This window comes from Sedimenticola hydrogenitrophicus (assembly GCF_025175675.1).
Taxonomy (GTDB): Bacteria; Pseudomonadota; Gammaproteobacteria; order Chromatiales; family Chromatiaceae; genus Sedimenticola; species Sedimenticola hydrogenitrophicus.
This window is the reverse complement of the sequence record NZ_JANIOA010000010.1, coordinates 42,388-61,680: the sequence shown is the minus strand read 5'-3', so window position 1 is coordinate 61,680 and position 19,293 is coordinate 42,388. Positions and strand designations below refer to the sequence as shown.

At 60.8% G+C, this 19,293-nt stretch carries 16 protein-coding genes; 10 read left to right on the top strand and 6 right to left on the bottom strand.

The window, feature by feature from the left end; all coding sequences use genetic code 11:
* The first annotated feature begins 3 nt into the window (after positions 1 to 3).
* The gene (glnD, locus tag NPX02_RS07570) at positions 4 to 2,643 is read left to right on the top strand and encodes a [protein-PII] uridylyltransferase (RefSeq protein WP_260292885.1); all 2,640 of its coding nucleotides are present in this window, start codon (positions 4 to 6) and stop codon (positions 2,641 to 2,643) included.
* Between the two features lie 509 nt (positions 2,644 to 3,152).
* On the opposite strand, the gene NPX02_RS07565 is transcribed toward glnD, so the two are convergent.
* Positions 3,153 to 4,571 (bottom strand): mannose-1-phosphate guanylyltransferase/mannose-6-phosphate isomerase, encoded by a 1,419-nt coding sequence (locus NPX02_RS07565; protein ID WP_260292884.1) that lies wholly within the window; start codon positions 4,569 to 4,571, stop codon positions 3,153 to 3,155.
* A 484-nt stretch (positions 4,572 to 5,055) separates the two neighbouring features.
* Between NPX02_RS07565 and NPX02_RS07560 the strand changes: the two genes are divergently transcribed.
* Entirely contained in the window at positions 5,056 to 5,856 is an 801-nt protein-coding gene (locus NPX02_RS07560) for an undecaprenyl-diphosphate phosphatase (protein ID WP_260292883.1), read from the top strand.
* A 351-nt stretch (positions 5,857 to 6,207) separates the two neighbouring features.
* Here the strand turns inward: NPX02_RS07560 and lysA are convergent, their stop codons facing one another.
* The 3 genes from lysA to NPX02_RS07545 all read right to left on the bottom strand — a co-directional run bounded on the left by lysA (position 6,208) and on the right by NPX02_RS07545 (position 9,879).
* Positions 6,208 to 7,470, bottom strand: coding sequence for a diaminopimelate decarboxylase (gene lysA, locus NPX02_RS07555; protein WP_260292881.1), 1,263 nt, complete (start codon positions 7,468 to 7,470; stop codon positions 6,208 to 6,210).
* Between the two features lie 87 nt (positions 7,471 to 7,557).
* The gene (locus tag NPX02_RS07550) at positions 7,558 to 8,784 is read right to left on the bottom strand and encodes an LL-diaminopimelate aminotransferase (RefSeq protein WP_260292880.1); all 1,227 of its coding nucleotides are present in this window, start codon (positions 8,782 to 8,784) and stop codon (positions 7,558 to 7,560) included.
* A gap of 285 nt (positions 8,785 to 9,069) precedes the next feature.
* Complete coding sequence (locus NPX02_RS07545) at positions 9,070 to 9,879, bottom strand: DUF2189 domain-containing protein (RefSeq protein WP_260292877.1); 810 nt, start codon at positions 9,877 to 9,879, stop codon at positions 9,070 to 9,072.
* A gap of 634 nt (positions 9,880 to 10,513) precedes the next feature.
* Here NPX02_RS07545 and coxB point away from each other — a divergent pair.
* From coxB to NPX02_RS07520, 5 genes are read left to right on the top strand one after another with little or no spacing between them, the layout of a single operon-like run.
* Complete coding sequence (coxB, locus tag NPX02_RS07540; protein ID WP_260292876.1) at positions 10,514 to 11,650, top strand: cytochrome c oxidase subunit II; 1,137 nt, start codon at positions 10,514 to 10,516, stop codon at positions 11,648 to 11,650.
* Between the two features lie 14 nt (positions 11,651 to 11,664).
* Positions 11,665 to 13,275: a cytochrome c oxidase subunit I gene (gene ctaD, locus NPX02_RS07535; RefSeq protein WP_260292875.1), complete on the top strand. Its 1,611-nt coding sequence runs from the start codon at positions 11,665 to 11,667 to the stop codon at positions 13,273 to 13,275.
* Positions 13,272 to 13,412 carry a hypothetical protein gene (locus NPX02_RS07530; RefSeq protein ID WP_260292874.1) on the top strand — a complete coding sequence of 47 codons (141 nt, stop codon included), beginning with the start codon at positions 13,272 to 13,274 and terminating at the stop codon, positions 13,410 to 13,412. The genes ctaD and NPX02_RS07530 overlap by 4 nt, the downstream gene beginning before the upstream one ends.
* Positions 13,409 to 13,996: a cytochrome c oxidase assembly protein gene (locus tag NPX02_RS07525; RefSeq protein WP_260292873.1), complete on the top strand. Its 588-nt coding sequence runs from the start codon at positions 13,409 to 13,411 to the stop codon at positions 13,994 to 13,996. Before NPX02_RS07530 ends, NPX02_RS07525 begins: the two co-directional genes overlap by 4 nt.
* A gap of 29 nt (positions 13,997 to 14,025) precedes the next feature.
* Positions 14,026 to 14,898: a cytochrome c oxidase subunit 3 gene (locus NPX02_RS07520; protein ID WP_260292872.1), complete on the top strand. Its 873-nt coding sequence runs from the start codon at positions 14,026 to 14,028 to the stop codon at positions 14,896 to 14,898.
* A gap of 261 nt (positions 14,899 to 15,159) precedes the next feature.
* On the opposite strand, the gene NPX02_RS07515 is transcribed toward NPX02_RS07520, so the two are convergent.
* Positions 15,160 to 15,375, bottom strand: a complete 216-nt coding sequence (locus NPX02_RS07515; protein WP_260292871.1) for a twin transmembrane helix small protein — start codon at positions 15,373 to 15,375, stop codon at positions 15,160 to 15,162.
* 300 nt (positions 15,376 to 15,675) lie between these two features.
* On the opposite strand from NPX02_RS07515, the gene NPX02_RS07510 reads away from it, so the two are divergent.
* From NPX02_RS07510 to cyoE, 3 genes are read left to right on the top strand one after another with little or no spacing between them, the layout of a single operon-like run.
* Positions 15,676 to 16,374, top strand: a complete 699-nt coding sequence (locus NPX02_RS07510) for an SURF1 family protein (protein ID WP_260292870.1) — start codon at positions 15,676 to 15,678, stop codon at positions 16,372 to 16,374.
* A complete protein-coding gene (locus tag NPX02_RS07505) occupies positions 16,374 to 17,003 on the top strand; it encodes an SCO family protein (protein WP_260292869.1) in 630 nt (209 codons plus the stop codon). Before NPX02_RS07510 ends, NPX02_RS07505 begins: the two co-directional genes overlap by 1 nt.
* On the top strand, positions 16,990 to 17,907 hold the full coding sequence (gene cyoE / locus NPX02_RS07500) for a heme o synthase (RefSeq protein WP_260292867.1): 918 nt from the start codon (positions 16,990 to 16,992) through the stop codon (positions 17,905 to 17,907). Before NPX02_RS07505 ends, cyoE begins: the two co-directional genes overlap by 14 nt.
* Before the next feature lie 4 nt (positions 17,908 to 17,911).
* On the opposite strand, the gene NPX02_RS07495 is transcribed toward cyoE, so the two are convergent.
* Entirely contained in the window at positions 17,912 to 19,282 is a 1,371-nt protein-coding gene (locus NPX02_RS07495; RefSeq protein ID WP_260292865.1) for a cbb3-type cytochrome c oxidase subunit I, read from the bottom strand.
* Between the last annotated feature and the right edge of the window lie 11 nt (positions 19,283 to 19,293).

Genomic DNA, 19,293 nt, shown 5'->3' with positions numbered 1-19,293 from the left:
CCCATGACCCCAGAGACCCGATTCGACCCAGACCAGTTCGCCGGGCGGCTGGACGGAGCCGCCAACCCGTTGCCCATCTTCCGCGACGCCATCAAGCAGATCTACCAGGTACTCAAGGCCCGCTATGAACAGGGGGACCCGATCACCGCCCTGGTGCCGCTGCGCGCCCAGATGATCGACAACCTGCTGATCCAGGCGTGGAAACTGAAAATGCCCGCCGACGCCGACGCGGCCATGATCGCGGTGGGCGGTTACGGCAGGATGGAGCTGCACCCCGGCTCGGATATCGACCTGATGATCCTGGTGGATGAGCGGGATCCCGATCGCCACGGCGAAAAGCTCGCCGAGCTGCTCACCTTCTTCTGGGATATCGGGCTCGAGGTGGGTCACAGCGTGCGCACCGTTGCCGAGTGCATCAGCGAGGCCAAACAGGATATCACCGTCGCCACCAATATCATGGAGGCACGGCTGCTGGTCGGACAGGAGTCGCTGTTCCAGCAGATGCAGACATCCACCGGTCCGGATCGCATCTGGCCGAGTGCGCGGTTTTTCACCGCCAAGTGGGAGGAGCAGAAACAGCGCTACCTGCGCTACGAGGAGACCATCAGCAACCTGGAACCCAATATCAAGGAGAGCCCGGGTGGCCTGCGCGATATCCAGATGGTGGGCTGGGTGGTCAAGCGCCACTATGGCGCCAAGACCATGCACGATCTGGTGGTGCACGGCTTCCTGACCGAGGAGGAGTACCTGGACCTGATGGACTGTCAGGACTATCTCTGGCGCATCCGCTTCGCCCTCCACCTGCTGACCGGCCGCCGCGAGGACCGCATCCTGTTCGACTACCAGCGCACCCTGGCCAGCCAGTTCGGCTACACGGATGACAAGCAGGAGCTGGGGGTCGAGAAATTCATGCAGCAGTATTATCGTACCGCGCTGCGCCTGCGGCGGATGAACGAGATGCTGCTGCAGCTGTTCCAGGAGGTGATCCTGCTGAAATGCCACCTGGACGAACCCAAGCCGATCAATCGCCGCTTCCAGTCCCGCAGCGGCTTTCTGGAGGTGGTGCACCAGGACATCTTCACCCAGTACCCGCTGGCGCTGCTGGAGCTGTTTCTGGTCATGGAGCAGCACCCGGAACTGAACGGTGTGCGCGCCAGCACCATCCGGCTGATCCGCAGCCACCGGCACCTGATCAATGACGACTTCCGCGCCGACATCCGCGCCCGCAGCCTGTTCATGGAGATCCTGCGCCAGCCGGTCGGCATCACCCATGAGCTGCGGCGCATGAACCGCTATGGCATCCTGGCGCGCTATATTCCTGCCTTTGCCAATATCGTCGGGCGCATGCAGTACGACCTGTTCCATGTGTTCACCGTGGACAAGCACATCTTGTTCGTGGTGCGAAACCTGCGGCGCCTGACGGTCCCCCAGTACCGGGGCGAATTCCCGCTGTGCAGCGATATCATGGAGAAACTGCCGAAACCGGAGCTGGTCTACATTGCCGCCATCTTCCACGACATCGCCAAGGGCCGCGGCGGCGACCACTCGGAACTGGGCGCCCGGGATGCCTGGGATTTCTGCAAGCTGCACGGCCTGAGCGACTATGACAGCCGCCTGGTCTCCTGGCTGGTGGAGAAGCACCTGCTGATGTCCATCACCGCCCAGCGCAAGGACATCAGCGATCCGGACGTGATCCGGGACTTTGCCCAGATGGTGAAAAACCCGGTGCACCTGGACTATCTCTACCTGCTCACCATGGCGGACATCCGCGCCACCGACCCGAAAAAGTGGAACAGCTGGAAAAACTCCCTGCTCAGGGAGCTCTACATCGCCACCAAGCAGGCGCTGCTGCGCGGCCTGCAGAATCCCCAGGAGCGGGATGAGATCGTGCAGAACAAGCAGGCCGGGGCACTGCATCTGCTGAAATCGGAAGGCATCAACCCGGACACCGCGATCGCCCATTGGGCGACCCTCAGTATCGATTACTTCCTCTACCACACCTGGGAGGAGATCGCCTGGCAGACCCGGATGATTCTCGCCAGCACTCCCGCGCAGCTGCCCCTGGTGCTGCTGCGCAAATCCAGCACCCGTGGCGGTACCGAAATCTTCCTCTACGCCGCGGACCGTGACGACCTGTTCGCCATCACCACCAGCCTGCTGGACCAGCTGGGCCTGAACATCGTCAGCGCGCGCATCGAGACCGCCCATACCGGCCTCACGCTGAACAGTTTCCTGGTACTGGAACAGGATGGCAGCCCGGTGGAGGAGATCGGTAGAAGAGAGGAGATCTGCGACCTGCTGCGAGCGACCCTCATCGCCCCGGAGTCGGCCAACCTGGTGGTCTCCCGGCGCATCCCCCGGCGGCTCAAGCACTTCTCCACGCCGACGCGCATCGACTTTGTCCAGGACTATGGCAACCAGCGCACCATCATGAAGCTGTTGACCGATGATCGCCCCGGTCTGCTATCCCAGGTCGGTTACGCCTTTGCCAAATGCAACCTGAAGCTGATCAGTGCCAAGATCGCCACCATCGGCGCCGAAGCGGAAGACACCTTCTTCATCACCGACAGAAAGAACAAGCCGCTCGCCAGCCGGGAGCAGTTTGAGGCGCTGGAGAAGGAGATACAGGAGCGGCTGAGCTGACGACTCGCGGCAGGCTGCCCCGAGTGTAGGATGCCGGTGCGGCACGAACCGCATCAATCCGGAGACCCGCGAACGATGCGGTTCGCAAGCTCACCGGCATCCTACAGGCTGTGTGCAAGTGTATTGCGAAGTTATCCCTATTCGCGTTCAGTTAACTACCACCGGTAAGGCCGGGGGCTTATTGGGTGGACGACTCAAAGGCGCCACAACAGCCTGAGCCGCCCAAGCCCCTGTAGAACCACGAATTCACACAGATAAACACAGATTCAGAATTCTGATCTCCTATCTGTGTGAATCTGTGTTCATCCGTGGTTCCGGCTGAGCGGAGGATTACCTCGGGGATTTACGTTCATTCCGTCCTTAGGTCCGTAAACGGTGCATTGCATCCTCGGCTCCGTTATCGGTACATCCCTGTACCACTCCTCTTGCACCACGCCTCGCGGCTAATATTTTCCCGAGTACGGCCGAGTCGGCCCGACTGACGCATGGAGGATTCACCGGGAGCCGATTCAGGATTCCATCCGCCCATACAGGTCCTCGAAGCGGACGATGTCGTCCTCGCCCAGATAGCTGCCGGTCTGCACCTCCACCATCTCCAGCGGGATGACCCCCCGGTTCTCCAGGCTGTGGGTGGTGCCGATGGGGATATAGGTGGACTGGTTCTCGGTCAGCAGCATCACCTCGTCTCCCCGGGTGACGCTGGCGGTGCCCTTGACCACAATCCAGTGCTCGGCGCGGTGGTGATGCATCTGCAACGACAGTTTGGCACCCGGATTGACCACGATCCGTTTCGCCTGGTGCCGCTCTCCCATATCGATGGAATCGTAATAGCCCCAGGGACGATACACCTTGCGATGCAGCTCGCTCTCACTGCGTCCGGCGACCCGCAGCAGATCGACAATCTGTTTCACCTCCTGCACCCGCGCCTTCGGGGACACCATCACCGCATCATCCGTCTCCACCACCACCATGTCGTCCAGCCCGACCACGGCCACCAGTTTATTTTCGGACTGGATAAAGGAGTTGTGGGTATCGACACTCAGCACATCCCCTTTCAGTGAATTGCCCTCGCCATCCTTGCTCGCCACCTCCCACAGCGCCGACCAGGAGCCCACGTCATTCCAGCCGGCATCCAGGGGCACCACCACTGCGCGATCGGTCTTCTCCATGACCGCATAATCAATGGAATCGGCCGGGCAGGCGGCAAACGCCTCCCTGCCCAGGCACACAAAATCGGGTGACCGCCTGCTGTCTTCATAGGCCTGGTTACAGGCGGCAAGCATCTGCGGATGATGTTGTTTCAGCGCCTGCAGATATTGCGACGCCTTGAACACGAACATGCCGCTGTTCCAGAAGTAGTCACCGGCATCGATGTAGGCGCTGGCGGTGGCCAGGTCGGGTTTCTCGACAAAGCGCTCGACGGCGAAACTGCCATCCCAGTCGCCTGCCGCTCCCCGCCGGATATAGCCGTAACCGGTCTCCGGTCCGGTGGGGACCACGCCGAAGGTTACCAGCCGGTCGGCCGCAGCCGCCCCAGCGGCCGTGGTCACGGCGCCATGAAAGGCGGGAATATCCACGATGACGTGATCGGCGGCCAGCACCAGCAACAACTCATCCGGCGTTCCGGAGGCCACGGCCTCCAGCGCCGCCAGGGCGACCGCCGGCGCGGTATTGCGCCCCACCGGTTCCAGCAGGATGGCCCGTGCCTCCACACCCATCTCACGCAACTGCTCCGCCACCATGAAACGGTGGTCCTCGTTACACACCACGATGGGGGCGGAGACCCCCTCCAGACCCTCCAGCCGGATAACGGTCTCCTGCAACATGGTGTTGTTCGTCACCAACGGCAGGAACTGCTTGGGATACTGACTACGCGACAGCGGCCACAGTCGCGTACCCGAACCACCTGAAAGAATCACCGGTATCATTTAAACTCCCCTGGATCGATGTTCCCCTAAGTCTATAGCATTTTGCGCCGCTTCAGGGCCTGGATGGAAATAACTGCTACCTATTGCGCCGGGCTTTCTTTTAACTTCAAGGGCGTTTGCCTTCAAGGCCGCTCCCGGGCATCCCTGCCCCCGCGGCATTAGTGAATCCCTTCACGTCGCACGGCAAGGTGCGCATGGTCGTTCTATGTAACTCTTGCCGTAACGCCGAAGGCGGACGAAAAGACCCGCAGGAGGTAGTAGTTATTTATGCACAGGCTGTTAGGATCAGCAACCCGGTTCGGGCCAATGCCGCAATGTTTGAATTGTCACATGAATTCGTCCCGACAAAACGGTATGATGACCCGCCAATCCAGGAGCCTGTCGGACTTCGCTATATCAACGAGCGCGTCTTGCACCGGTCGGGCCGAGAAACCGCTGGAGAGCAAACCCATTCCGATCCATCCGCCAATAAGCGCCAACTGCCATGGATAGCCTGCAGATCTTCATACTCGCCATCGTCCAGGGACTGACCGAGTTCCTGCCCATCTCCAGCTCGGCCCATCTCATCCTCACGCCGATGCTGCTCGGTTATCAGGATCAGGGGCTGGCGTTCGACGTGGCGGTGCATCTGGGATCGCTGCTGGCGGTAACCACCTTCTTCCGCCGGGAACTGCTGAATATGGCGGCTGATTTTTTGCGTTCCCTGCGCCGCGGCGGACCCCGAACGGCGAACTCGCGCATGGTCTGGCTGCTGATCCTGGCGACCCTGCCGATCATGATTGCCGGGGAGCTGTTTATCTCATTGGTGGAACACGATCTGCGCTCGATCTGGGTGATCGCGGCAACCACCATCCTGTTTGCCCTGCTGCTGCTCTGGTATGACCATAAAGGTGTCCAGGCACGCGATGAATACTCGGCCGGCTGGCGTGACGCCCTGACCATCGGCCTGTTTCAGGTGCTGGCACTGATACCCGGCACCTCCCGGTCGGGCATCACCATGACCGCCGGCATGATGCTGGGGCTGACCCGGGAGGCGGCGGCGCGCTTCTCCTTTCTGCTGTCGATCCCGACCATCCTGATGTCCGGCAGTCTGGTGACATTCGAACTGGCGACCAACCCGGCACCGGTCGACTGGCAGGCGATGATATCCGGCGCCCTGCTCTCCTTTGTCTCTGCCTACCTCTGCATCCAACTTTTCCTGCGCCTGATCGGCCGCATCGGCATGCTGCCGTTCGTCATCTACCGACTACTGCTGGGCGGCGTGCTGATCTGGATCGCGCTTTGAAAGTGTAGGGTGGGTTAGGCGCGCCTTGCACAGGAGATCGCCGTTTGCATTGCATCATGCGCGCGCCGTAACCCACCGTTTGCCGATCGGGAACCCGGTGGGTTACGCGGCGCTCGGATGTTGTCATGGCCTGGAAGTATCGAGCTTTTGCGCCGCTAACCCACCCTACGATGGCTTCGAGACAGTGAATTACCCTGGATGAAGCCGTAGGGTGGATATGCGAAGCATATCCACCGGGCAACAGCTGCTGGTGGATGCGCCCTTCGGGCTTATCCACCCTACAACCCCTCTCGATCAATTCAAATATGATTCGCGTTCATTCGCGGCAAAAATCCTCAAACACCGGGACAGTTATGAGGAAGCCGGTGCAAAATTGTCCGGTTCAAATTGAAGCGTGGCGAACAGGTCCTCCAGGGTCTCCTCCCGGCGGATCAGCTCGACCGTCCCGTCGCTACGCAGCAGCAGCTCCTTGGGTCGCGGCTTGCCGTTGTAGTTGAACCCCATGGCGTGGCCGTGGGCGCCGGTGTCATGGATGCAGAGGAGATCCCCGTCGCTGATCCGCGGCAAGGTGCGCTGAATGGCGAATTTGTCGTTGTTCTCGCACAGGGAGCCGGCCACATCCACCACCTCATCCCCACCGGAACGGCCGGGCACGGTGATATGGTGATAGGCGCCGTACATGCCGGGGCGCATCAGTGCCGACATGCAGGCATCGACACCGACATAGGTGCGGTAGATCTCCTTGCGGTTGATCGCCCGGGTCACCAGTACGCCGTGGGGGCCGGTGATATAACGACCGCTCTCCACATACATGCGCAGGGCGTAGCCGTGGCGCTGTTTGAATGCGTCGAACAGCGCGGTGATCTCTTTCGCCATGGCCTCGATGTCCAACGGCCGGTCCTCGGGGCGATAGGGAATGCCCAGTCCGCCACCGATATTGACGAATTCAAACTGGATGCCCAGTTCCGCGGAGAGCCACTCCACGGTCTCCAGCAGCATCCGCGCGGTCTCCACCATATAGCTGTAATTCAGCTCATTGGAGGCCAGCATGGTGTGCAGTCCGAAGCGCTTTGCGCCACGGGCCTGCGCCTTGCGGTAGGCGACCAGCAACTGTTCATGGGAGACCCCGTACTTGGCCTCCGCCGGGGTGCCGATAATGCTGTTGCCGCTACGCCGCGCACCCGGGTTGTAGCGGAAACAGATCAGCTCCGGCATCTCCGGCACCTTGTCCACCAGGCTGATGTCATCCAGGTTCAACACGCAGCCGCCATCCGCCGCCGCGGCCTGGAAATCGGTCTGACTGGTATTGTTGGAGGTGAACATGATCTCCTCGCCGCGCGCCCCGGTGGCCCGGCTGAGCTGCAGTTCGGCGGTCGAGCTGCAGTCGAAACCGAAACCGAGGGAGCGCATGATTTCGAGGATGCGCGGATTGGGCAGTGCCTTGACGGCGAAATACTCCTTGAATCCCTCGATCCCGGAAAAGAGTCGGTTCAGCGTCTCGCCGGTGTCGCGGATACCCTGTTCGTCATAGAGATGGAACGGGGTGCCGAAGTGTTCCGCAATATTATCGAGCTGCGGGTAGAGGCGCTGTGCAAAATCACTGGAAATGGGCATGGTCGGTTTCCGAAAACTCGCTGCTGTCGGCCCCGCCGGTCAGGCCGGACGGGGCCAGGATTGAATAATAAACATTGACTGCCGGATCTAGAGAATGCAGCCGATCCGTTCCATCGCCTCGACCACCTTGTCAAAGCTGTTGAACGCGCTGATGCGGATATAGCCTTCGCCGCACTTGCCGAACCCGGCACCCGGGGTACAGACCACCGCCGCCTCGTTCAACAGGCGATCGAAAAACTCCCAGGAGTCGCATTTGCTGTCGATCCAGATGTAAGGGGAGTTGACCCCGCCGATACAGTCGTAGCCGAGCGCCTCCATCTTTTCGCGGATGTATTTTGCATTGTTCAGATAGTAGCCGACCAGCTCCTTCACCTGCGCCTGCCCCTCGGCGCTGTAGACCGCCTCGGCGGCGCGCTGTACCGGATAGGAGACACTGTTGAACTTGGTGGTGTGACGGCGGTTCCACAGGGCATGCACGGAGACCGGCTCACCCGCCTCGGTGTAGGCCATGCACTCCTTCGGCACCACCGTGTAGGCACAGCGGGTGCCGGTGAAACCGGCGGTCTTGGAGAAGCTGCGGAACTCGATCGCCACCTCGCGGGCACCTTCGACCTCGTAGATGGAACGGGGCAGAGTCTCATCCTGCACAAACGCCTCGTAGGCGGCATCAAACAGGATCAGTGACTTGTTGGCCCTGGCATAATCCACCCACTGTTTCAGCTGTTCCCGGGTCGCGGTGGAGCCGGCCGGGTTGTTGGGAAAGCAGAGATAGATCAGATCGACCGGCCGGTCCGGCAGATCCGGGATGAAGCCGTTGTCGCGGTTGCCGTCCAGATAGACCAGGCCTTCATAGCGCCCCTGTTCGGCATTCCAGGCACCACTGCGTCCGGCCATCACATTGGTATCCACATAGACCGGGTAGACCGGATCCGGGATGGCTACAATGATATCGGTGGAGAAGATCTCCTGAAAATTGCCGCTGTCGCACTTGGCGCCGTCACTGACAAACACCTCATCGGCCTCGACCCGCGCACCACGCGCCTGAAAATCGTTTTTGGCAATCGCCTCGCGCAGAAAATCGTACCCCTGCTCCGGACCGTAACCACGGAAGGTCGTATCCTGGGCCATCTCGTCCACCGCCAGGTGAAAGGCCTTGACGCAGGCATCCGGCAGCGCCCGGGTGACATCGCCGATACCCAGCTTGATCAGCGATTTGTCCGGATTGGCTTGCTGAAAGGCATTAACGCGCTTGGCAATATTCGAAAAAAGATAGGAAGCCTGCAGCTTCTGATAGTTTTCATTAATCTTGATCATTGGGATACCTTGGTCTGCCGTGCTTAGCGCCTGAAAAATATACTTCACTACCGGAACAGCGATCCGACGCGGTGACGGACCACGCCACCTGGGCGATTCGGTCGACATCCGGCAGTGGCAAAGCAGCGTAGTATAGGATATCCCACCCCTTCAGGCCATATCGGACCACCGGTCGGGCCGCGGCAGGACGGTTCCGTTTTTCCATGCAGATTCGGGGGTTGGGCGGAACCGGGAGGTGGGGGCACACAGGCCGGGGCACGCGAGGCAGCCCCGGCATGGCAGGGGTTAGTTCGATTCGGTTTGCACTCGCACCAGGTCGTGGTAGGCGTGCCAGCTGGCGTGACCGATCAGCGGCATGAACAGCACCAGTCCGATAAACATCGTCGCCAGGCCCAGGCCCACGAACATGACGATCAGGGCGGCCCAGAGCAGCAGCGGTTTTGGATTGTTCAGCACGCAACGGACACTGCTGATCACCGCGCTCATCACATCGGCATCCCGGTCCAGGATCATGGGCACCGAGATGACGCTGATGCAGAACACGGCAAAGGCGATCACCCCGCCGCTGAGTATGCCCGCGGCCATGAACGTGGGACTGGCCCCCGACAGGAACAGCACATTGAGCGCGGAATCAAAATCGGGCGTGATGCCGGAATAGAATATCGCAAACACCATGTTGGCCAGCATCATCCAGATGAGGTAGGCCAGCATCAGCACCAGCCCCATGGCAAGAAGATTGAATGGCGCCCGTTGCCAGGAGAGCAGACTCCCGCGAAATGTCGGCGTCTTGCCGCGGGCGAGTGAGCGGCTGACGTCATACAGTCCGATGGCCAGCAGTGGTGAAATCAGGAAGAAACCGGCCACCAGCGCCGGGATGAAAAAGACCATGCCGAGGGAGATCAGGACCCCCGTCAGCAGAAAACTCGACAGTACAAAAACGGCGCCGTAGGAGAGGCTGATAGCGGGCGCCGCCTTGAGGTCATGCCATCCCGCGGCTATCCAGCGCCACGGATGGTCCAGGGTTAGGTAATTGATCCGCGGTAGACTGATGGGCAGATCTGTATGGTCGAGCGCGGTGTGCTGATGGTGCGTCATTTCAACCTCCTGCTGTTTGTGCAACCGCGTCGACCGGGGCCGAACGGGGGTGTTGTCGGCCGGATCGCGTCCCGGGAGACGTGATCACTGTCCATGCGCCGGCCTGATGGGTATCGCCGTCTTTCAACTTATAATCAGCGCCCCGCCAATCTTCAAGCCCATAAAATGAGTGGTATTAGCGGATCAGCTCCGCTATGCGCCCGTTGTTCCGCCACCGGGGGCATGTTGCCTTTTGCAACGAATGAACCATACTGACTTTAAAACTACTCGGGACAGGGTAATGGTGCGACGACACCGGATAACCGTCCGGCAACTCGGATTGCCGCCAAGACCGACCACCAGCCCGTTTTCCCTGATTCCCGTGGGGTTGCCAATAGCGTACGCAGACCGGATACTGGGCGCACAAATAATTAAGTTCAGGCATAAACAGTGACCTGATATCCCGGATCTCGGATACAACTGTAACTATTCAGCACCCACTGGAGACGGGACATACCACCTGCCTCAGAGGGCACTGGCGTAACATCCAAATTAACAATAACGGACCCTGGGACAAACCAACAATCAATCAGGATATGCAGCTTAATATCTGACCCGTAGTCATTCGCGTGTGATCAAGAGGGGAAGAGTAGTTATGTGCAGGAGATTTACCACAGTTAGCGGACTCATTCCGCTAATCACCGGATTGGTCGCCGGGCTGAGCGTTACGCATTCAACCCAGGCAGAGTACGGCATAAACTTCCCTCCACCGGCCGCGGATGTCGCCCAGGAGATCTACGACATCCATATGCTGACCATGCAGATCGCAACCTTTCTGCTGCTCGTGGTCTTCTCCATCGTCATCTACTCGCTCTATTTCCATCGAAAAAGCCGTGGCTATCCGGCGGATCAGCAATTCCACAACACCTGGTTCGGCAATTGGTCCTGGGTCATCGTGCCGGCGCTGGTGCTGGGGGTGGATCTGACCATCGCCAGCAATGCCGACGCGGTACTGAAAAAGGTCTGGGACGTGCCGAAGGGTGAAAAGCTGATGGACGTGAAGGTGACCGGTCATCAGTGGTGGTGGGAGTTCGATTATCTCGATTACGGCATCAAGGTGGAGAGCCGCTACACCCCCCAAGAGCAGGCCGGCGATCTCTATCTCCGGGAGGTGGATAACCGCCTGGTACTGCCGACCAACACCAAGATCCGTTTCCTGCATACCTCGGCCGACGTGTTGCACGCCTTCTGGGTGCCGGAACTGGCGTTCAAGAAGGACGCGATCCCCGGGTATGTTACCGAGACCTGGTCCGAACTCAATCGCGAGGGGGTGTTCCGCGGCCAGTGCGCGGAACTGTGCGGCACCTGGCACTCGCGCATGCCGTTGGTGGTGGAATCGATCTCAGAGGAAAAATTCCAGGCCTGGGTAGCGGATCAACAGGCGATCAAAGTGGCCGCCGCGGCCGAGGCGGCCGCGACCAAAACCTGGAGCCGTGAGGAGCTGATGGCCAAGGGCAAGACACTCTACGAAACCAAATGCGCCGCCTGCCATCAACTGACCGGCCAGGGTCTGCCGCCGGCCTTCCCGCCCCTGAACGGATCCGCCATCGTCAATGGTCCGATCGAGGCGCACTTCAACTTGGTGATCAACGGCAAACCGGGGACCGCGATGCAGGCCTGGGGGTCGCTGAACGATCTGGAGATCGCCGCCATCATCACCTACGAGCGCAACGCCTGGGACAACAGGACCGGGGATACGGTACAGCCCACCGACGTCGCCCTGGCCCGCTGAAGGAGTAGAGGAACATGAGCCATACCAGCACCCTGCATGACGTCCCCCACCATCACGCCAACCCGACGGGATGGCGGCGCTGGCTGTTCAGCACCAACCACAAGGATATCGGCACCCTCTACCTGCTGTTCGCCCTGGCGATGCTGTTCATGGGCGGCGCCAGCGCCATGCTGATCCGCGCCGAACTGTTTCAGCCCGGCATCCAGTTGCTGGATCCCGACCTCTACAACAACCTGGTGACCAACCACGCCCTGCTGATGATCTTCGGCTCGGTGATGCCGGCCGCCGCGGGGCTGGCCAACTGGATGATCCCGCTGATGATCGGCGCCCCGGACATGGCGCTGCCGCGCATGAACAATCTCAGCTTCTGGATTCTGCCGGCGGCCGGCACCATGCTGATCCTCTCGTTCGTGGTCCCCTTCTTCCCCGGCGGCGGCAGCCAGATCAATACCGGCTGGACCCTCTATCCCCCGCTCTCCATCCAGGTCGGCATGTCCATGGACTTCCTGATCTTCGCCATCCACCTGCTGGGCATCTCCTCGGTGCTGGCGTCGATCAACATCATCGTCACCCTGCTCAACATGCGCGCCCCCGGCATGACCCTGATGAAAATGCCGATCTTCTGCTGGACCTGGCTGGTCACCGCCTTCCTGCTGATCCTGGTGGTCCCGGTTTTGGCCGGCGGCGTCACCATGCTGTTGTTCGACCGCCACTTCGGTACCAGTTTCTTCGATGCCGCCGGCGGCGGCGATCCGGTGCTGTTCCAGCACCTGTTCTGGTTCTTTGGCCATCCCGAGGTTTACGTGCTGCTGCTGCCCTCCATCGGCGTACTCTCCCACGTGATCCCCACGTTCGCGCGCAAACCGCTGTTCGGCTACAAGTCGATGGTCGGCGCCATGATCGCGGTCGGCACCATCGGCATGGTGGTGTGGGCCCATCACCAGTACACCATCGGCATGTCCCTGGGTGCGGTCAGTTATTTCATGATCGGCACCATTATCATCTCCATTCCGGTCGGCCTGATGATCTTCAACTTCATCGCCACCATGTGGCGCGGCGCCATGAGCTTCGAGACGCCGATGCTATTTGCCGTGGCCATTATCCTGATGTTTACCTTTGGCGGTCTCAGTGGCGTGATGCTGGCGGTGGTGCCGGCCGACATGCAGTACCACGACAGCATGTTCGTGGTGGCCCATTTCCATTATGTACTGATGCCCGGCGCCGTGTTCGGGCTGTTCGCCGGGGTGTTCTACTGGCTGCCCAAGTGGACCGGCCACATGTATGACGAACGGCTGGGTAAAATCTTTTTCTGGATCAACGTCACCGGTTTCAATCTCACCTTCTTCCCCCAGCATTTTCTCGGCCTGGCCGGCATGCCACGGCGGATTATCGACTACAACGTCATGTTCACCGAGTTCAATGTCATCTCCAGCATTGGCGCGATGATCTTCGGCTTCAGTCATCTGCTGCTGCTCTACATCGTCATCAAGACCATCCGCGGTGGAGAGCCGGCCCCCAGCCGGGTCTGGGAAGGCGCGCGTGGTCTGGAGTGGGAAGTCGCCTCGCCGCCGCCCTTCCACACCTGGGAGACACCGCCGCCGATCCGCCAGGAGCAGTCCGCATGAATCCGCACGACCCGCAACTGCGACGGAAAAATATCCGCCTGGCACTGATCCTGTCTGGCTTCGCCCTGCTGGTGCTGATCACCTCGTTCCCGTTCTGGCAGAATATTTTTCAGATATTGGGAGAGGCGGCGAAATGAACCCCGAGGCCCAGGCACGCAACAAACGACGCACCGTCTGGCTGCTGTCGCTGCTGGTGCTTGGCATGTTCGGCTTCGGTTTTGCCCTGGTACCGCTCTATGACCTGCTCTGCCAGGTGACCGGCATCCAGTCCGTCAGCCTGCGCAGCGCCGGTGAGGCGGTGGCCGAGCCGCTGCCAGGCCGCGCGGATTCGCGCCTGATCACCATCAAGTTCGATACCTCGGTACACCCCAACCTGCCCTGGGATTTCCAGCCGCTGGAGCGCAATCTGCAGGTACATCCCGGCAAGCTTTATCAAGTCAACTTTGCCGCCCGCAATCGCAGCAGTGCATCGGTTACCGGTCAGGCCATCCCCAGTGTGGCACCCTGGCAGGCGACCGCGTTCCTGAACAAGCTGGAGTGCTTCTGCTTCAACCGGCAGACCCTGGCGGGCGGCGCGTCAGTCGAGATGCCGTTGCGTTTTATGATCTCCCCCGATCTGCCGCCGGATATCCGCTCCTTAACGCTCTCCTACAGCCTCATGAAACCGGAAACCCCAGCACCTGTATCAGCACCTGAATCAGCCAGGCATGAGAAGGGCTGATCCCCTAACACCACATCAGGATTGAGACCATGTCATCGACAGAGCAACAGACAGCCTACTTCATCCCTGAACCCAGTCCCTGGCCCATCGTCGGCATGGTCTCGCTGTTGACCACGCTGATCGGCGCGGCACTGACGATGAACGGGGTGGCGGTGGGGAGATATATCGTCATCGGCGGCCTGCTGCTGTTTGCCTACCTGCTGTTCGGCTGGTTCCGTGACGTGATTGCCGAGAACCTGGCCGACCGCTACAACCGGCAGGTGGACCGCTCCTTCCGCATGGGCATGTTCTGGTTCATCGCCTCCGAGGTGTTCTTCTTCCTCGCCTTTTTCGGCGCCCTGTTCTACATCCGCAACGTCGCCCTGCCCTGGCTCGGCGGCGACGGCTATCTGGGCGCCACCCGGGAGATTCTCTACAGCCAGTTCAATCCGGCCTGGCCGAGTCACGGACCGGGGGCATTGGGGGGCACTTTCACCCCCATGGGCGCCTGGGGCATCCCGGCCCTGAATACCCTGCTGCTGCTCTCCAGCGGCGCCACCATCACCTGGGCGCACTGGGGGCTGAAACAGGACGACCAGAAGACCCTGGTACGCGGCCTGATGGCCACCATCGCCCTCGGACTGCTGTTCGTGGTCTTTCAGGCGTATGAATATTTTCACGCCTACGGGGCGTTGAACCTGACCCTGGAGTCGGGCGTCTATGGCTCCACCTTCTACATGCTAACCGGCTTCCACGGTTTCCACGTCACCATGGGCGCGATCATGTTGATGGCCATCCTCGGGCGCAGCCTGAAGGGCCATTTCAGCGCCCACAACCACTTCGCCTTCGAGGCGGTGGCCTGGTACTGGCATTTCGTGGACGTGGTCTGGTTGGGTCTGTTTATCTTTGTCTACTGGTTCTAGTACCACTTCAATTTGATAAAGTACTTTTGAAGGATAAGGCGTGGTACAAGGATGTATCGTTTACGTACCTGGGGATGGCATGCGCCTGCCGGCTTATTCGCCCGCAAAACTACAAGCCGTAGGATGCGGTGAGTAAAACGAACCGCATCGGTCCAGCGGCCAGCCAATGATGCGGTTCGCAAGCTCACCGGCATCCTACCCCGAAAACCGGTCATAGGGCGCCCCGTGGGCGCCGTAGAGCCTGGCGGCGGGCACAACATGCTACACCCCGTGCGGCTGCAACATGCCGGTGAAATAGCCGAGCAGGAGCAGGGAGAAGAGCACAAACGAGAGGACGATACGAACGGTCAGCGCCTTCACTACCCGGGTCTTGTCGTTTTTTCCATCATCCTTGGCCAGGTAATACATCCCCTGGAAGAGTGAAAACAGTATAAAGACGAGCACCAGAATGATCGGCAACTTGAAAATAATATCCATGACGTCCTCTCTTCTCCCGTGGGAATCATCAACCGGGCAAGCATTAGCTTCGGGTCTATATCCACACAGGGGTTTGCCGCCGTCGGCTGATCAGCCGGCGCGGATCTTTAAAACAGGAGCAATTTCACCAATTTGTGCCACTATTTTAAAGGCCACTATTTCAAAAGAGGCTATCGGATAAATCCCCTGGATCTCTCCGATTGCCGAATTACAACCGGGGCACGGGACAGCCACGCTACACCCATCCCCATACTATAGACCGCCATGCAGATACCGACATTGCGATTTCAGCCACATCCGATGCCCACACTGCTTTTGCTGTTGGTGCTGCTGCCGCTGTTCGTCGGACTCGGTTTCTGGCAACTGGATCGCGCCCAACAGAAACGCACCACTGCCGATACCATGGAAACCCGGCGCAAGCTCCCACCCCTGGCAATCCCCAAAGAACCGGCGACGGCCGAAGCGCTGGAGTACCGCACGCTTTCGGTCAGCGGCCACTTTGTCCCGGCCGGACAGCTGCTGATCAGCAATCGCAAGCATCTCGGCAAACCGGGATTTCATGTCATCACGCCGTTGCGCCTGCTCGGCAGTGACCGGCATCTGCTGGTCAACCGGGGCTGGGTGGCGGCGGTGAACAACCGCCCGCCCAGGATCGAAACGCCAACCGGGAACATCACCCTGACCGGTGAAACCAGCATACCCTCGGCCCCGGCAATCGAACTTGCCTTCGATCCGCACGCCTCCACTCTCTGGCCCTTTCTGACCCTGGAAAACTATCGGGTCTGGACCGGGTTTGATATTTTTCCATTTATTATTCTGCAGTCTCCCGACTCCCCGCACGGCTTCGTGCGCGCCTGGGCCACGGCCCGGCCCGGCGAGGGGATGCACCTCGGATATGCAATCCAGTGGTTCGCTTTCGGCCTGCTCTCACTGGCACTCTGGTTGAGACTTTCGCTGACGCGGCTATCCTCTCTGGTAACTGCGGAGGAGAACTGCTGATGCCATCCGTCACCACCGGCCGGTCCTATCTACCGTTGCTGCTGCTGGTTCTGCTGTTCGGCCTGCCGCCCACGGCCGGCTGGCTCTACATCATGAATCCACAGTGGCTGCCGGAGAAACAGAAAAACCACGGCACCCTGGTATCGCCCCCCCGACCGCTGCAGTCGCTGAGACTGAAGGATGACCGGCAACAGCCGTTTGACTGGGATACGCTGTCGGGCAAATGGATACTGATATCCCGCAACAGCGGCACCTGTGACAACGGCTGTCGACAACAACTGCTGGCGCTGCGGCAGATCAGACGCGCGCTCGGCGCGGAGCGGCTCCGGGTCGAACGGCTGCTGATCCAGGAATCGCCCACGGCCGACGGGGCGATGGGCGAGGCGAGCGGGTTCGCCGAGGGGGCACAGGTACTGTACCTGCCCACGGATCAACAGACGCAATTCGACCGCTTGTTTGCGGTGAGCGGAACCGATCACGACAATGCCATCTACCTGGCGGATCCGCGCGGCATGTTGATGATGGGCTACAGCGCGAGCAGCCCGAAGAAGGACATCCTTAAAGATCTTGAGACGCTGCTCAAGGCATCAAGCAACTGGACCACAGGAGTAAACAATGGCCACGGGTGAACTCACAATCCTCAATCAGGGCGCCATCACCTGGCGTCGTTATTATGAGATGACCAAACCCAAGGTCGTCCTGTTGATCGCCTTTACCGCCCTGGTGGGGATGCTGCTGTCGACCCCCGGGGCGATACCGCTGCAGCCGCTGCTGTTCGGTCTGGCGGGCATCTCCCTGGCCGCCGCCTGCGGCGCGGTGATCAATCACATCCTGGACCAGCGTATCGACGCCCTGATGGAGCGGACCAGCCGACGCCCCATCCCCAGCGGGCGCATGGACACCCCGCATGCCGCCAGCTTCGCGCTGCTGCTGGGCGTGGTCTCCATGCTGCTGCTGGTGACCCAGGTGAATCTGCTGACCGCCGGCCTCACCTTCCTGGCGCTGATCGGCTATGCCTTCATCTACACCCTCTACCTGAAACGCACCACACCGCAGAACATCGTCTGGGGCGGACTGGCCGGCGCCGCGCCGCCGCTGCTCGGCTGGTGCGCCATCACCAACAACGTTCCCCTGGAGGCGTTCCTGTTGCTGTTGATCGTGTTTGTCTGGACGCCGCCGCACTTCTGGCCACTGGCCATCCACCGTCGCAAGGAGTACGCCCGCGCCAGCATCCCGATGCTGCCGGTGACCCACGGCGTGGCCTTCACCAAGCAGCAGATCCTGCTCTACAGCCTGATGCTGCTGGCGGTCTCCCTGATGCCGTTCGTGATCCACATGAGCGGCTATCTCTACCTGGTCGGTGCCTTCATCCTCGGGGTGGGATTCGTCTACCACGCCTGCGTGCTCTGGCGCAGTGACGACAACCGGCATGCCATGAAGACCTTCGGCTACTCCATTGTCTACCTGAGCCTGCTGTTCACACTGCTGCTGGCGGACCACTACCTGGTCCTGCTGATGCCGGAACTCGGTTAGCGAATCACAGTGGCTCGAGGCCTGCCCGGTCGGCCGCGTGCGCGACCGGGCCCCGCCAGAAGGCCCGCAGCATGATCCAGACGAACAGAATGCCGCCGATCACCGCCAGCAGGCCACCGATGCCCATGACGCCCATGGCCAGCTTCGCCTGGATGCTCTCCAGCCCCTGGGCGGCTCCGGCGGTCTTGCGCTGGATGCCGAGAAACCCGGAAAATGCCAGACCGGTGATATGCAGTATCTGCCCCACCCCGTAGACGATCGGTTGCACCGTGGCCAGCCGCCCCTCCACCCGGGCATAACCCAGCGCCGGGAGCAGCAGATAGGCAAAGCCCATCAGGGCCAGGGTCACACCCACGATGGAGCCATGATAATGGGCCGGGATCACCGTATTGACGCCACGGATCAGCATCGCCAGCAAGCCGCCGGAGGCAAACAGCAGCAGCGAGAACCAGAGCGCCAGGCGCAACGGGCGCTCCGCCGCACTCTCCACCCGACGGTTTTTAAACAACGCATAAAGCACCAGCAGACCAACCGGGATGGCCGGAATACCACCGCCATACTGCATCAGACGGGTAAAGGCGATGCGCATCCCGGCAGAGACCGGCGCATGATTCAGGTAGATGACAAAGGTCCAAAGCACCGGCAGCAGCCCCAGCAGCAGCAGGCCGTTGATCAGCCGCGGCGATACCGCGAGGCGCACACCGCCGGCACTGAGCAACAGCAGCCAGGCCAGCAGCAGCATCTGGGTATAGGCGAACTGCAGCACATGCCCCGCCCCCCAGAACAGGTACTCGTAATAGGCGACGCCATCCAGCCCGGCCGGCATGTGCAGCCAGGTGTAGAACAACACCGCCGCCGCCATGGCGCAGGCCACCGCCACGGTGAGGGCGGCCACGTTCACCAGACCGGTCTGATCGGCGCTGAAATCCGCCGGACGGATCCTCATCAGCAGCAACCCCAGACGCAGCAGCACACCGCCCCCCACCAGGCCCAGGCCGGTAAAGAACAGCGGCCGCTGCAGTACCGGGACATAGTTGTTCATCAGCGGCGCCCCCTCGCCGCTGAAGGCCGCAAACGCGATGGCGAGCGTACCGGCCAGGGTGAGACCGACAGCGACCCGGGTTATCCCCGGCCGCGGCTCCGGCACCCCGGCCAGGGACCAGATGACCCCGGCCAGGGCCAGCGACCAGATCAATACCGACTGATCCACATGCACCACCAGCGCGGTGTGGAAGAAATCGATCCAGGGAAAAAAGCGCTCCATGCCGGGGGAGCGGGAGAGCACCAGCAAGATGGCGAACAGACCGGCAATGGCCAGCGCCAGCACCCCCAGCTGCAGCCAGCGCCGCGCTTCCCGCTGTCGTGTCTGACTCAAGGATTCAAGCA